This is a genomic window from Streptomyces sp. NPDC031210, from assembly GCF_055570395.1.
Window position 1 is genome coordinate 35,217 of sequence record NZ_JBVIHH010000024.1, and the last position, 13,459, is coordinate 48,675.

The 13,459-nt window shown below is 73.0% G+C and carries 14 protein-coding genes; 7 read left to right on the forward strand and 7 right to left on the reverse strand.

Features of this window, described 5'->3' with window-relative positions:
• Positions 1-63: 63 nt before the first annotated feature.
• Complete coding sequence (gene hemL / locus ACZ45Z_RS31065; RefSeq protein WP_468369523.1) at positions 64-1,389, reverse strand: glutamate-1-semialdehyde 2,1-aminomutase; 1,326 nt, start codon at positions 1,387-1,389, stop codon at positions 64-66.
• A 325-nt stretch (positions 1,390-1,714) separates the two neighbouring features.
• On the opposite strand from hemL, the gene ACZ45Z_RS31070 reads away from it, so the two are divergent.
• Positions 1,715-2,275: a hypothetical protein gene (locus ACZ45Z_RS31070; RefSeq protein ID WP_468369526.1), complete on the forward strand. Its 561-nt coding sequence runs from the start codon at positions 1,715-1,717 to the stop codon at positions 2,273-2,275.
• A gap of 81 nt (positions 2,276-2,356) precedes the next feature.
• Here the strand turns inward: ACZ45Z_RS31070 and ACZ45Z_RS31075 are convergent, their stop codons facing one another.
• The 4 genes from ACZ45Z_RS31075 to ACZ45Z_RS31090 form a co-directional block, all read right to left on the reverse strand.
• Positions 2,357-3,172, reverse strand: coding sequence for an SDR family NAD(P)-dependent oxidoreductase (locus ACZ45Z_RS31075; RefSeq protein WP_468369529.1), 816 nt, complete (start codon positions 3,170-3,172; stop codon positions 2,357-2,359).
• Positions 3,169-3,729 carry a cupin domain-containing protein gene (locus ACZ45Z_RS31080; RefSeq protein WP_468369531.1) on the reverse strand — a complete coding sequence of 187 codons (561 nt, stop codon included), beginning with the start codon at positions 3,727-3,729 and terminating at the stop codon, positions 3,169-3,171. Before ACZ45Z_RS31080 ends, ACZ45Z_RS31075 begins: the two co-directional genes overlap by 4 nt.
• Before the next feature lie 29 nt (positions 3,730-3,758).
• On the reverse strand, positions 3,759-4,400 hold the full coding sequence (locus ACZ45Z_RS31085) for a TIGR03086 family metal-binding protein (protein WP_468369534.1): 642 nt from the start codon (positions 4,398-4,400) through the stop codon (positions 3,759-3,761).
• 90 nt (positions 4,401-4,490) lie between these two features.
• Positions 4,491-5,186, reverse strand: a complete 696-nt coding sequence (locus tag ACZ45Z_RS31090; protein ID WP_468369537.1) for a TetR/AcrR family transcriptional regulator — start codon at positions 5,184-5,186, stop codon at positions 4,491-4,493.
• Positions 5,187-5,285: 99 nt separating this feature from the next.
• Between ACZ45Z_RS31090 and ACZ45Z_RS31095 the strand changes: the two genes are divergently transcribed.
• From ACZ45Z_RS31095 to ACZ45Z_RS31105, 3 genes are read left to right on the forward strand one after another with little or no spacing between them, the layout of a single operon-like run.
• Positions 5,286-6,923 carry an FAD-dependent oxidoreductase gene (locus ACZ45Z_RS31095; protein ID WP_468369540.1) on the forward strand — a complete coding sequence of 546 codons (1,638 nt, stop codon included), beginning with the start codon at positions 5,286-5,288 and terminating at the stop codon, positions 6,921-6,923.
• 9 nt (positions 6,924-6,932) lie between these two features.
• Positions 6,933-7,268, forward strand: a complete 336-nt coding sequence (locus ACZ45Z_RS31100; protein ID WP_468369543.1) for a YnfA family protein — start codon at positions 6,933-6,935, stop codon at positions 7,266-7,268.
• 46 nt (positions 7,269-7,314) lie between these two features.
• Positions 7,315-8,097, forward strand: a complete 783-nt coding sequence (locus ACZ45Z_RS31105; protein ID WP_468369546.1) for an SDR family NAD(P)-dependent oxidoreductase — start codon at positions 7,315-7,317, stop codon at positions 8,095-8,097.
• A gap of 72 nt (positions 8,098-8,169) precedes the next feature.
• Here ACZ45Z_RS31105 and ACZ45Z_RS31110 read toward each other — a convergent pair whose 3' ends face one another.
• Positions 8,170-9,363: an RtcB family protein gene (locus ACZ45Z_RS31110; protein WP_468369549.1), complete on the reverse strand. Its 1,194-nt coding sequence runs from the start codon at positions 9,361-9,363 to the stop codon at positions 8,170-8,172.
• Between the two features lie 161 nt (positions 9,364-9,524).
• Here ACZ45Z_RS31110 and ACZ45Z_RS31115 point away from each other — a divergent pair, with 161 nt between their 5' ends.
• The 3 genes from ACZ45Z_RS31115 to ACZ45Z_RS31125 all read left to right on the forward strand — a co-directional run bounded on the left by ACZ45Z_RS31115 (position 9,525) and on the right by ACZ45Z_RS31125 (position 13,091).
• Complete coding sequence (locus ACZ45Z_RS31115; protein WP_468369552.1) at positions 9,525-10,403, forward strand: hypothetical protein; 879 nt, start codon at positions 9,525-9,527, stop codon at positions 10,401-10,403.
• A 282-nt stretch (positions 10,404-10,685) separates the two neighbouring features.
• The gene (locus ACZ45Z_RS31120; protein ID WP_468369555.1) at positions 10,686-11,393 is read left to right on the forward strand and encodes a DUF3558 domain-containing protein; all 708 of its coding nucleotides are present in this window, start codon (positions 10,686-10,688) and stop codon (positions 11,391-11,393) included.
• Positions 11,394-11,573: 180 nt separating this feature from the next.
• Positions 11,574-13,091, forward strand: coding sequence for a DUF2637 domain-containing protein (locus ACZ45Z_RS31125; RefSeq protein WP_468369558.1), 1,518 nt, complete (start codon positions 11,574-11,576; stop codon positions 13,089-13,091).
• A gap of 51 nt (positions 13,092-13,142) precedes the next feature.
• Here the strand turns inward: ACZ45Z_RS31125 and ACZ45Z_RS31130 are convergent, their stop codons facing one another.
• Positions 13,143-13,358 carry a hypothetical protein gene (locus tag ACZ45Z_RS31130; protein ID WP_468369560.1) on the reverse strand — a complete coding sequence of 72 codons (216 nt, stop codon included), beginning with the start codon at positions 13,356-13,358 and terminating at the stop codon, positions 13,143-13,145.
• Positions 13,359-13,459 lie beyond the last annotated feature (101 nt).

Genomic DNA, 13,459 nt, shown 5'->3' on the forward strand with positions numbered 1-13,459 from the left:
CATCTGCGTGCGGTCGTCGTCCCCCGGCCCGGCCCGCTCCCGGGCCGGGCGGGTGGCCGTCGCTCAGGCCGTCGCCTCGGCCGCGGCCCGCGCGGCGGCCGGCAGGGCCGCGGCGATCCGCTCGACCGCGGCGTCGTCGTGCGCCGTGGAGAGGAACCACGACTCGAAGGCGGACGGCGGAAGGTAGACGCCCTGCGCCAGCATCGAGTGGAAGAACGCGGTGAAGCGGAACGACTCCTGCGTCTTGGCCGCCTCGTAGTCGGTCACCTCGGCGTCCGTGAAGAAGACCGAGAACATGTTCCCCGCGACCTGGAGCCGGTGCGCGACGCCCTCCTTCGCGAGCGCCGCGGTCACCAGTGCGCGCACCTCGGCCGAGACCGCGTCGAGTCGGGCGTACGCGGCGTCGTCCAGCAGCCGAAGCTGGGCCAGGCCCGCGGCGGTGGCGATCGGGTTACCGGAGAGGGTGCCCGCCTGGTAGACCGGACCGGCCGGCGCGAGATGCGCCATCACGTCCGCTCGGCCGCCGAACGCCGCCGCCGGGAAGCCGCCGCCCATCACCTTGCCGAAGGTCATCAGGTCGGGCCGCACCCCGTCCAGGCCGTACCAGCCGGCCTTGCTGACCCGGAAGCCGGTCATGACCTCGTCCGAGATGTACAGCGCGCCGTTGGCCGCGCAGACGTCCTTCAGCCCCTGGTTGAAGCCCGGACCCCCGGCACCGGCCGGCAGCGGCGGCACCACGCCCATGTTGCCCGGCGACGCCTCCGTGATCACACAGGCGATCTCACCCGGGTGCGCGGCGAACGCGGCACGGACGGCCTCGATGTCGTTGTACGGCAGCACGATCGTGTCGCCGGCCTGCGCACCCGTCACGCCGGGGGTGTCCGGCAGCCCGAAGGTCGCCACGCCCGAACCGGCCGCGGCCAGCAGCGCGTCCACGTGCCCGTGGTAGCAGCCCGCGAACTTGATCACCTTGGCCCGGCCGGTGAAGCCGCGCGCCAGCCGGATCGCCGACATCGTCGCCTCGGTGCCGGACGACACCAGCCGCACCTGCTCGACGGGCTCGATCCGGGCCACGATCTCCTCGGCCAGCTCCACCTCGCCCGCGCCGGGCGTGCCGAAGGACGTACCGCGGGCGACCGCCTCCTGGACGGCGGCGATGACCTCGGGGTGCGAGTGGCCGAGAATCATCGGTCCCCACGAGCACACGAGGTCGACGTACTCACGGCCGTCAGCATCGGTGAGGTACGGACCCGTACCGGACACCATGAACCGGGGCGTACCACCCACGGCGCGGAACGCCCGCACCGGAGAGTTGACGCCGCCGGGCGTCACCACGGACGCGCGGTCGAACAGCGACTGCGAAACGGGGGCTTCATAGGGAAAAGACACTGTGATCCTGACCTGCGTAAACGAAGGGAGGGCGGCGGCACGTGCACGCGGCCCCGCTGGCAACGGTGCGGGAATCTGCTCGCGGACCCCTTTCAGGTGCCGCTCGGTTCCAACTCGGTCCCTTTTTGATTCCTCTCGCGCTCGACCGGGCCTCAGAGCCCGCGCGTCTGCGAAACTGGGGCATCGTACGAGTAAGTCACGCAAGCAATGGTCTCAGAGGCGCACAGGGGCGTGCGGCCGGGCGTTTCACCCGCCGGTGACGGGGGAGGTCTCTGAGACGATGATCGGGTTGCGCGGCGGTGGCTGCGAGTGGTCGGGTGGAGATATGCATCGCGGTGGCGAACTGGGTGAGGGGACCGATGACCGGGGTCCCGAGCGCGCCCAGCGCGGCCGCCACCGGCGCGAGGACACCGAAGGCATTACGGGTGGGGAAACCAGGGGCGGCCGCATGGGGGTGACGTACAAATACTTCGGCGCGCCGAACGGCGCGACGGCGGCCCGGGTCCCCATCTCGATGCGCCCCGAGGAGCTCGGCGGGGACGAACTCGGCATGGGCGGCATGTTCACCAAGATCAAGCCCGAGACGATGGCCGCCATGGTCCTCACCGGAATAGAGGGCATACCGCTCCATAAGGTCCCGCCGCTCGAACTGGTCGTCCTCCACCCCGACTACGCCGTCGTCAAGCTCCCCATGACCGTGGTCGACCCGCTGCGCGGTGTCGGCGAGGAATCGGTCGGCGCGGCCGCGTTCATCTGGTCCACCGTTCCCGACCGCGGCGGCCCGCGCGACGCCTTCGCCGTCTACCAGCTCCTGCACGAATGGCAGGATTTCAGTCACCGGCTGCACGAGGCGGGGCATCAGGCGTACTGCCTGGTGTGGCCGTAGACGTACGGCCCGGTGCGGCCGTGGGCGCGACGGGGCGGTCCCCCGTGGGCACTCGCGCGTAGGCGGTCACCCGCCGGTCGCTCACCAGGACGGGCGGGCCGACACCCCGCCGTCGACGACGAGATCGTGCCCGGTGATCCAGGCAGCCATCGGCGAGGCCAGGAAGACGCAGGCGTCCCCCACGTCCTCGGGCCGCCCCAACCGTCCCGTGGGAGCCGCCCCTTGCCAGCGGCGGACGCCGTCGGGCCAGTCCTCCTCGATGCCGGGGCGCGCGATCAGCCCCGGCGACACGCTGTTGACGCGGATCCCGAACGCCCCGTACTCCAGGGCCGCCGACCGGGCGTGCGTCACCACGGCGGCCTTGGAGGCGCTGTAGTGGGCGTGCAGCGGCGCCGGGCGGTCCGCCTCGATGGACGCGATATGCGTCACCGAGCCGCCGCCGCCCTCCCTCAGCACGGCCGCCGCGGCCTGGGTGCAGGCGAAGACGCTGTGCACGTTGACGTCCGCCACGGCCCGCCAGTCGGCCAGCGACATCGACGCCAGGTCCCGCGTCGGCTGCACTCCCGCGTTGTTGACCAGCGCGGTCAGCCGGCCGCGCCAGGCCGCCGCCGCCCGCACCAGACGGTGGCACTCCCCCTCGTCCGCCAGGTCCGCGCGCAGCGCGAGCGCGCTGCCGCCGTCCCGGATGATGCGGGCGACGAGCTCCCGCGCGGTCTCGCCGCCGCCCCGGTGATGCGCCACCACGGCGGCGCCCGCGGCGGCGAACCGCAGCGCGATCCCGCGGCCGATGTTCCCGCCCGCGCCGGTGACCAGGACCACCTGGCCGCTGAGATCGGGGAGCGCGGCGGGACGGGCGGCCGGGGCGGGCCGGGGCGTGGGGTCCGGGGCGTCGTTCATGGGCGGCTCAGGGCGGCGATCCGTGCCGCCTCCCGGGGGAAGCGCGCGGCCAGTTCGGCGGCGTCGCCGTGTTCGTAGTCCGCGAAGGTGAAGCCGGGCGCCATCGTGCAGCCGAACAGCGTCCAGGCGCCGCCGGGGGCGACCGAGGCCGCCATCCAGGTGCCGGCCGGGACCGTGAACTGGACGTGCTGTCCGGCGAAGACGTCCGGGCCGAGCACGACCGTCCGGGCCGAGCCGCCGCCCTGGGGTGCCCGGCCGTCGTTCGCGCCGTCGTGCGGCGTGGGCGTGCCCGCGTCCTCGGACAGCAGGAGCAGGGTGAGCGGATCGCCCCGGTAGAAATGCCAGACCTCGTCGGCCGGGAGCCGGTGCAGGGCGGCGAAATCGCCCGGCTCGGCGGTCAGCAGCATGAGGATCGCCGACCCTTCCGGCCGCCCGTCGGGACGCTCCGGGCCCGCCCACGTACGCCGGAACCGCCCGCCCTCCCGCGGCAGCGGCGCGAGCCCGTAGAACTCGATCAGCGCCTCCGGGAGCGGCCGGTCGGACATCGGCGGGTGCATGCGGGGGCCTCCCCTCGGCGGTCGCAGGTTTAGGCGGACGGGGGCGTCCAGCGGGGGTCGCGGCCGGTGGCCGCCAGCAGCGCGTCGAACGCGGAGGCTCCGGCCGGCACCTCCACCGGCGGTCCGAACACCTTCGACTGCCGCGCGGTCGGGCCCATCCGCGCCACCAGCTCCCGCAGCTCGGGCACGCACTCCTCGGCGGGCGCGTACTCCTGGCCGGTCGCCCGCGCCATGTCCCAGGGGTGCACCGTCAGATCCAGCAGCGCCAGGCCGCCGACGGTCCGCGCCGGCAGGTTCATCCCGCCCGTACGGCCGTCCTCCGCGCCCGGCGCCGACCAGGCCGCGACCAACCGCGCGGTCTCCTCGGCGAACCGGTCGGGCCACCGTGCGCCGTACTCGCCGACCCGGTCGGCGAGCTCCCCGAAGACCATGTCCTTCTTGGCGGCCGGTGCCTGGAAGGCGACGACCACCTGGAAGAGGTGATTGACCAGCGCCCGCACGTCGTACTCCGCGCACGGCGTCCGCGCCCCGAGCCGGTCCTCGCGCACCGCCCGCAGCACCGGCAGCGCCCCCCCGGCCGCCGCGTCGAGCAGCGCACCGAGCGGAACGGGGCGCTCCGGAGGCGCGGCACCGTCCCGCCCGCCGTCCGTCGAGCCTGTCCTGTCCTCCATACCGACACGCTACGGCCGGCGGCCCGGCTCGGCTACGCCACGCACGGCGTCCCGCGGCCGTGTCCTGACGGGAGGTCGGGCCTCAGGGGGTTACGGGTGTTCGGCCGTCAGATAGCGCTGGATCGTGGGCGCCAGCCAGGCGACGACCTCGTCGGCGGAGAGGCCCACGGCGGGCGGGAGGCGCAGGATGTACCGGCACAGGGCCATGCCGAGGATCTGCGAGCCGATCAGCGCGGCGCGGGTCGGCGCCTCTTCGGGCACCGGGCAGACCGCCGCCAGGACGGGCCTGACCTGGCCGGCGAACACCCGCCGCATCCGCTCGGCGCCCGCCTCGTTGGTGACGCCGACGCGCAGCATGCCGGTGAGCGTCTCGTCGCACTCCCACCGTTCGAGGAAGTGGCGCACGAGCCGGGCACCGAGCTCGGCGTGCGGGACTCCGGTGAGGTCCGGAGCGCGCAGGTCGATCTCGGAGGCGGCGGCGAAGAGGCCCTCCTTGTTGCCGTAGTAGCGCATCACCATCGACGGGTCGATGCCCGCCTCCCGGGCGATCGCGCGGATGGTGGCGCGCTCGTAGCCGTCGGCGGCGAAGCGGTCCTTGGCGGCGGCCAGGATCGCGGCACGGGTGACGGCCGAGCGGCGCGGCGGGACGGGGGCGTCCGGGGCGGCGGGGAGGGTCGTATCGGTGGTGTCGGCGGTGTCGGCGGTTTCAGCCGTATCGGTGGTGTCGGCGGTGTCGGCGGTTTCAGCCGTATCGGTGGTGTCGGGGGAGTCGGCGGTATCGACCATGTCAACAACTGTAGGCCAACGGGTGTTGACACGCCAGAATCGGCGACCCTACGCTTGCCAACAAGCGTTGACCAACACGTGTTGGCATAGGAGGCGGCCATGGAGGCCATCAACCGCAAGCCCGGCACCACCGACCCGACGACGCCCCGCTCGTCCGCGGCCGATGCCGCAGCCGAGACGGACCCCCATGCCGGTGCCGCCCCCGGTGCGGGTGCCGATGCCGATGCCGACGTGATCGTCGTCGGAGCCGGTCCCACCGGGCTGCTGCTCGCCGGGGATCTCGCCGAGGCCGGTCTCCGCGTCACCCTCCTGGAGCGCCGCGACGGCACGATCGGCAACCTCACCCGCGCCTTCGCCGTCCACGCCCGCACGCTCGAACAACTCGACGCCCGCGGCCTCGCCGACGAGCTCGTCGACGGCGGCCACCGGCTCACCCGCCTCGGCCTCTTGGGCAGCGCCGTCCTCGACCCCACCACGCTCCGCTCCCGCTTCCCGTTCGTGCTCTTCACCCCCCAGTTCGAGGTCGAGCGGCTGCTGGCGCGACGCGCCCGTGAAGCCGGCGTCACCTTCCGCCACGAGTGCGAGGTGCTCGGACTGGAGCAGGACGCCGCCGGCGTGACGGTCCGCGTCCGCGAAAGCTCTGGGCCGGGCACCGTCCGCGCCGCCTACGCCGTCGGCACCGACGGCGTCCGCAGCACCGTCCGCCGGGCCCTCGGCCTGCCCTTCCCCGGCCGGTCCGTCGTCCGCTCCCTGGTCCTCGCCGACGTCCGGCTGGACCGGCCGCCCGCCTCCCCCTTCGCTGCCAACGCCGCCAACGACGCCCTGGCGCTGATCGGCTCGTTCGGTGACGGCTGGTACCGCGTCATCGGCTGGAACCGCCACCGCCAGGTCGACGACAGCACCCCCGCGGACCTCGAAGAGGTCCGCCAGGCCACCCGGCTCGCCCTCGGCACCGACTACGGCATGCGGGACGCCCGCTGGATCTCCCGGTTCCACAGCGACGAACGCCAGGTCCCCCACTACCGCGTCGGCCGCGTCTTCCTCGCCGGTGACGCCGCGCACGTCCACTCCCCGGCCGGCGGCCAGGGCATGAACACCGGACTCCAGGACGCCGCCAACCTGAGCTGGAAACTCGCCGCGGTGCTGCGCGGCCACGCCCCCGACAGCCTCCTGGACACCTACCACTCCGAGCGTCATCCCGTCGGCAAGCTCGTCCTGCGCACCAGTGGCGCCCTCGTCCGGCTCGCGCTGCTGCACTCCGCCCCCGGCCGCGCGGCGCGCACCCTCGCCGCCCAGCTCCTGCGCCGCATACGGCCGCTGTCCCGCCGCGCGATCCGCACCCTCTCCGGCATCGGCATCGCCTACGCTGCCGAGCGCGGTGCCCACCCCCTCACCGGCCGCCGCGCCCCCGACGTCCGCCTGGCCGACGGCAGCCGCCTCTACGAACTCCTGCGCCACGGCAGGTTCGTCCTGATCGCCCCCACCGGCGAGGCCGACGGACAGCGGCTGCCGGCCGACCGCGTCATCGGCACCTCCTGGGCGGCGGACAGCCGGCGTACGGCACTGCTCGTACGCCCCGACGGCTACATCGCCTGGGCCACCGACGCCCCCACCCCGGCCGAACGCACCGCAGCGCTCCACACCGCCCTCACCCGCTGGACCGGCACCGGCACCACCACGGCCTCCGCCACCACCACGACCGCCACCGTCACCGGCACGGCCGCCACCGCTCCCTAGGCTGTCCGCATGCTGATCGCCCGCTCCGTCGTCCTCTTCCTCCTCGCCGCCCTCTTCGAGATCGGTGGCGCCTGGCTGGTCTGGCAGGGCGTGCGAGAGCACAAGGGGTGGCTGTGGATCGGCGCCGGAGTGATCGCCCTGGGCGTCTACGGTTTCGCCGCCACCCTCCAGCCGGACGCCGCGTTCGGGCGCATCCTCGCCGCGTACGGCGGCGTCTTCGTCGCCGGATCACTCGCCTGGGGAATGGTCGCGGACCGCTACCGCCCCGACCGCTGGGACGTCATCGGCGCACTGATCTGCCTGGCCGGCATGGCAGTGATCATGTACGCCCCCCGGCCCCGCTGACCCCGCCTGCCTATCCTGGCCTCACGCCGCACCCGAGGAGAGCGCCATGACCGCCGACGCGAACACCGCCGACGACGCCCGCACCGCCGACGCCCCTACCGCCGTCGTCACCGGAGCGAGCGGCGGCATCGGCGCCGCCACCGCGCGCGCACTGGCCGCGGCCGGCTACCGCGTCGTCCTCACCGCCCGCCGCAAGGACCGCATCGAAGCACTCGCCGCCGAGCTGCCGCACGCCGAGGCGTATGCGCTGGACGTCACCGACCGCGTCGCCGTCGACGCCTTCGCGGCCTCCCTCGACCGCTGCGATGTCCTGGTCAACAACGCCGGCGGGGCGTTCGGCGCGGAACCGGTCGCCGCCAGCGACCCCTCCGACTGGCGCGCGATGTACGAGGTCAACGTCCTCGGCGCCCTGCACGCCACCCAGGCACTGCTGCCCGCCCTGACGGCCTCGGGCGACGGAACGATCGTCGTGCTGTCGTCAACGGCCGGCCACGCCACCTACGAGGGTGGCGGCGGCTATGTCGCCGCCAAGCACGGCGCCCACGTGCTCGCCGAAACCCTCCGCCTCGAACTGTGCGGCGACCCGGTCCGCGTCATAGAGATCGCCCCCGGCATGGTCAAGACCGACGAGTTCGCGACCACCCGCTTCCGCGGCGACAAGGAAAAAGCCGCGAAGGTCTACGAAGGCGTCGCCGCACCCCTCACCGCGGAAGACGTCGCCGACACCATCACCTGGGCCGTCACCCGCCCCTCCCACGTCAACATCGACCTCCTGGTAGTCCGCCCCCGAGCCCAGGCCTCCAACACCAAGGTGCACCGCACCAGTTGACCCCGGGGACTCCCGACCCACCACAATCGGCGGCCCGCCCCGCGCCCAGGAACAACCCAGGGGCGGTACCGCTCACCCCTTCACGCAGACGACCTGCTTGAGCTTGGCCACGACCTCTACCAGGTCCCGCTGCTGGTCGATGACCTTCTCGATCGGCTTGTAGGCGCCGGGGATCTCGTCGACGACGCCGGAGTCCTTACGGCATTCCACGCCCCGCGTCTGCTCCTCCAGGTCGCGCGTGGAGAACCGCTTCTTGGCGGCGTTCCGGCTCATCTTCCGGCCGGCGCCGTGCGAGGCGGAGTTGAAGGAAGCGGCGTTGCCCAGGCCCCGGACGATGTACGAGCCGGTGCCCATGGAGCCCGGGATGATGCCGTACTCGCCGCTGCCCGCCCGGATCGCGCCCTTGCGGGTCACCAGTAGGTCCATCCCGTCGTACCGCTCCTCCGCCACGTAGTTGTGGTGGCAGGAGATCACCGGCTCGAACGTCGGCCGGGCCTTCGCGAACTCCTTGCGGACGACGTCCTGGAAGAGCGCCATCATCACGGCCCGGTTGTGCTTGGCGTACTCCTGGGCCCAGAAGAGGTCGTTGCGGTACGCGGCCATCTGCGGGGTGTCGGCGATGAAGACGGCGAGGTCCCGGTCGACCAGTCCCTGGTTGTGCGGCAGCTTCTGCGCCTGGCCGATGTGGAAGTCGGCCAGCTCCTTGCCGATGTTGCGGGAGCCGGAGTGCAGCATCAGCCACACCGCACCGGTGTCGTCGAGGCAGAACTCGATGAAGTGGTTGCCCGACCCGAGCGAACCCATCTGCTTCGTGGCGCGGTCCTGACGGAACTTGACCGCCTCCGCGACCCCCTCGAAGCGCGACCAGAAGTCGTCCCAGCCGCTCGTTGAGTAGCCGTGGATCCGGCCGGGGTCGACCGGGGTGTCGTGCATGCCGCGGCCGACCGGGATGGCCTGCTCGATCTTGGAGCGGAGGCGGGAGAGGTCGCCGGGGAGGTCGTCGGCGGTGAGCGAGGTCTTCACCGCGCTCATGCCGCAGCCGATGTCGACGCCGACGGCCGCCGGGCAGACCGCGCCGTGCATGGCGATCACCGAGCCGACCGTGGCGCCCTTGCCGTAATGCACGTCCGGCATCACGGCCAGGCCCTTGATCCACGGCAGGGTGGCGACATTGCGCAGTTGCTGCATCGCGACGCCCTCGACCGTGGACGGGTCGGCCCACATCCGGATCGGTACCTGGGCACCGGGCAGTTCGGTGTACGGCATGACTTCCTCATTCCCCCGAAAAAGCATAAAAAGCAAAAGACGGACAATGCCCTGGATACGGGACACCGAACCGGCGTTCGCGGTAAGACGTGCGGTAGACATTGTGTCCACCGCCCGCCACCCGGCGGCAACCAGATTTCGTAGGGAAGGAGCCGCGAGCGATGCCACGCAAGTCGTTCGTCCCCGGCACCGCGCTGGTGGCCGCCGCGGCACTGGCCGCCGGCCTCACCGGCTGCACCGGCGGCTCCACCGGCGACGGCGGCGCCGACGACGCCAAGGGCGGCGACCCCGCCTCGGCGAGCCAGGCCGCCGAGCCCGGCCGCTACCAAACGCTCCCGGAAGCGTGCGGACTGCCCGCCGCCGGCACCGTGCGCGGCATGCTGCCCGGCGACGGCCAGCACCTGTCGAGCGCGGAGGCCGAGAAGATCTACGGCGGCCAGGCGGACGTCACGTACGACACCGACCGCCGCGTGGGCTGCCGCTGGACGCGTGAGAGCACCGCCGGCACCCGCCACCTGACGCTCGACATCCAGCGCGTCGTCTCCTATGACGCCGCCGTCAGCGACGACGACAAGGCGCAGGAGATCTACGGCGACAAGGAGCTGGCGGCGGACATCCCGGCCGGCGGTTCCGCCTCGCCCTCCTCCCCTCCCCCGTCGTCCCCGGCGGCCTCGAAGGGCAAGAAGCCCGGTGCCGACAAGGGCGAGACCGCCGCGGGCAAGGGCGCCCAGGGCAAGGAAACCGGCGCGGGGTCGGGCAGCCCGTCCGCGCCGGCCGAGGCGAGCACCGATCCCGGCGGCGCCACGGCCCCGCGCGTGCTGGACGCCCTCGGCGACGCGGCGTTCCTGAACGACAAGCTCGCCACCGCCGACTCCGGGGTGCACCGCGATGTGACTGTGGTCTTCCGCACGTCGAACGTCATCGTGACGATCGCCTACGACCAGTGGTCCACGGACAAGGCGATGGTGCCCGAAAGCCAGGAACTGCAGGACAAGGCCCGTGCGCTGGCCGAGGAGCTGGCCGAGAGCCTCAGCGAATAGTCCGGTTCGAGCGGTTGGCCCGAATGATTCGCCAAGGCCGGAAAGTCGGCATCGTCCGGCATCTCAAACGGCGCGAATCGGCCACCCACCCCGCTCCGCCGCGTACCGTGCCGTCTAGCCCTGCCCCGGCCCCGACGACTCATGCGAGTCAGGACGGGGGTCACGACGGCGGTGACGACCACCGCCCCAACCACCGTCACGACGGCGGTGACGACCACCGCCCCAACCACCGTCACGACGACAGCCACGACGACAGTCACGACGACGAACAGCGAAGGAACCATGCACCGTTCAGCCAAGCGCCTCGCCAGCCTTCTCGCCTGCGCCGCAGTACCGGTGATGCTCGTCGCCGGCTGCTCCGACTCGGACAGCGAGGGCTCCGGTGACGCCTCCGCCGGCGCGCCCAGCAAGTCGGGCAGCCCGTCGCCGACCGTCGCGCCCGCGAAGTACAAGAAGCTGCCGAACCCGTGCGAGGCGTTCTCCAAGGGCACCCTCAAGGATCTGCTGCCCAAGGTGAAGGACGCCTCCGGGGAGCAGGGCAAGTCCGACGACACCTCGGCGCACGGCACCTGCTCGTGGGCCAGCTCGGACGACAAGGGCGTCGACGGCACGCAGTTCCGCTGGCTGGACGTCGCCTACCAGCGCTACGACTCGCAGGCGGGCATCGGCTCCGGCGAGCAGCGCGCCACGGAGTTCTTCGCCAAGCAGGTCGACTCCGCGAAGGGCACCGAGGGTGCCAAGAAGGTCAAGACCGCCACCACCCCCGGCCTCGGCGAGGAGGCGACCTCGGTCACCTACGACCTGAAGAAGGACGGCACCCCCTTCAAGAACACGACGGTGATCGCCCGCACCGCCAACATCGTCGTCACGCTCAACTACAACGGCGCCGGTCTGGCCGGCGGGGACACCCCCGACTCGGACGACCTGCTCAAGGACGCCAAGGCCGCCGCCAAGGAAGCCGTCGCCGCCGCGACCAAGGCCAACGGCTGACCGCGACCAAGGCCGACGACTGACCGCGGCGAGGCCGACGACTGACCACAGCCCTGACCGTGCGCCCCTCCCGGCCCGGCGAAAGCACCTCCGGACCCGGCTGACGGCACCTCCCGCCGGTGGCCGGGAAGGGATGTGCCACGCTAGGCCCGCCATTTCGCCGAGCCTGGGAGGGACCGCGTGTCCGCGACGCAGACGGCGCAGTTGACCCGTACGCACCGCATTCTGATCGGTGTGGTCATCGCCGGGGCGGCCCTGATCGCGGCCATCGGCTTCGCCGGCTCCTACGCGGCGGTGCGCACCCTGGCCGAAAAGAAGGGGTTCGGCGGCTTCTCCGTCGTCTTCCCGATAGGCATCGACGCCGGGATCGTCGTCCTGCTCGCGCTGGACCTGCTGCTCACCTGGATCCGCATCCCGTTCCCGCTGCTGCGGCAGACCGCCTGGCTGCTGACGGCCGCGACCATCGCGTTCAACGGCGCGACCGCGTGGCCCGACCCGCTCGGTGTGGGGATGCACGCGGTCATCCCGCTGCTGTTCGTCGTCGCCGTCGAGGCCGCCCGGCACGCGGTCGGCCGGATCGCCGACATCACCGCCGACAAGCACATGGAGGGCGTCCGGCTCACCCGCTGGCTGCTGGCGTTCCCGTCCACCTTCCGTCTGTGGCGGCGGATGAAGCTGTGGGAACTGCGCTCCTACGAGCAGGTCATCCAGCTCGAACAGGACCGCCTGGTCTACCGGGCGCGGCTGCGGGCACGCTACGGGCGGGCCTGGCGGCGGCGGGCGCCGGTCGAGGCGCTGATGCCGCTGCGGCTGGCGCGCTACGGCGTGCCGCTGGCGAAGACCGCGCCGGCCGGGCTCGCGGCGGCGGGGATAGAGCCACCGGTGCTGACGCCGGCGGGCGGCTTCGCGGAGACCCGGGCGGCCCTGGAGCCGCACGGCCCGGCCGGGTCGCCCGCCGCGTCCGGAGCACACGCCCCGGCCGGGCCGGACGCGGCGCACGGACCCGCCACGGACGGACCCGCCACCCGCCCGGCAGGCCCCGAGGCCGTCGGTACGGGCGCCGCCGAGCCGGAGATCAGCCACTCCCTCTCCTCGGCGGAGCATGCGGCCAGCGGCGGACCGGCCGACGACGCGCCCCGGTTGACCGTCCCGGTGGGCCCGGGCCGCAGCCGGCCGCTGGGCAGTGCGGGCGTCGGCCCGCTTCCGATCCCCGGCCGGCGCGCCGACGGGCAGGGGGCGGCGTACGAGGAAACGCACCCACAGGCCGTCCCGGCCCCGGAAGCCCTCACCCCGGAACCGGCACCCGGGGAGACCGCCGCCGCGTACCTCCCCCAGCAGTCCCCTCAGCAGGCCCCCCAGCCCGCCTACGGCATGCCCGGCGCCCCCGGCCCCACCACCGAACCCGACACCGCCCCCGAACCCGACACCGCCCCCGAGCCCGACCCCGGCCACCTCCCGCCCATCACCACCCTCCCCGCCGAAATCCCGCACGACGAGGCGTACTTCACGGCGTTCCGGGCCTATGTGGCGGAGAAGAACGGTTTCCCCGACTCGCGGCAGTTCGGGCGCTTCCTGCTGGACTTCTACGGCGTGACCGGCCCGGACGGCGGCCCGCTGAGCGAGCATTCCCTGCGCGGCCTCGTACGGGACTTCCGGCGGCGGCTGCGGATGGAGATGGAGACCGAGTACATCCCGTAACAACGGCCACTCCGCCGCCCACCGGCACCGGCGGCGCCAGGCAGGCAGGGCTCAGCCCACCCCGCCCCCCGCCCGCTTCTCCTCGCGCTTCTTGTCCAGGTCGCCCCAGACGGCGAGCGCGGCGCCGGCCGCGAACACCCCGGCGTAGGCGGCCGTAGGCAGGTCGAACCAGTGGGGCAGCAGCCCCCATGCGCCGTCGAAGAAGACCTGCCCGATGAAGCCGAGCGCTCCCTGGAGCATGGCGATGAAGCCGATGATTCCTCTCATGCCCCCAGCGTGACGGGGCCCGGGGGGGGGGGGGGGGGGGGGGGGGGGGGGGGTGGGGATACCCTTGTTTTGGCCCTCTGCGCGATAGTAGTCTCGCACGC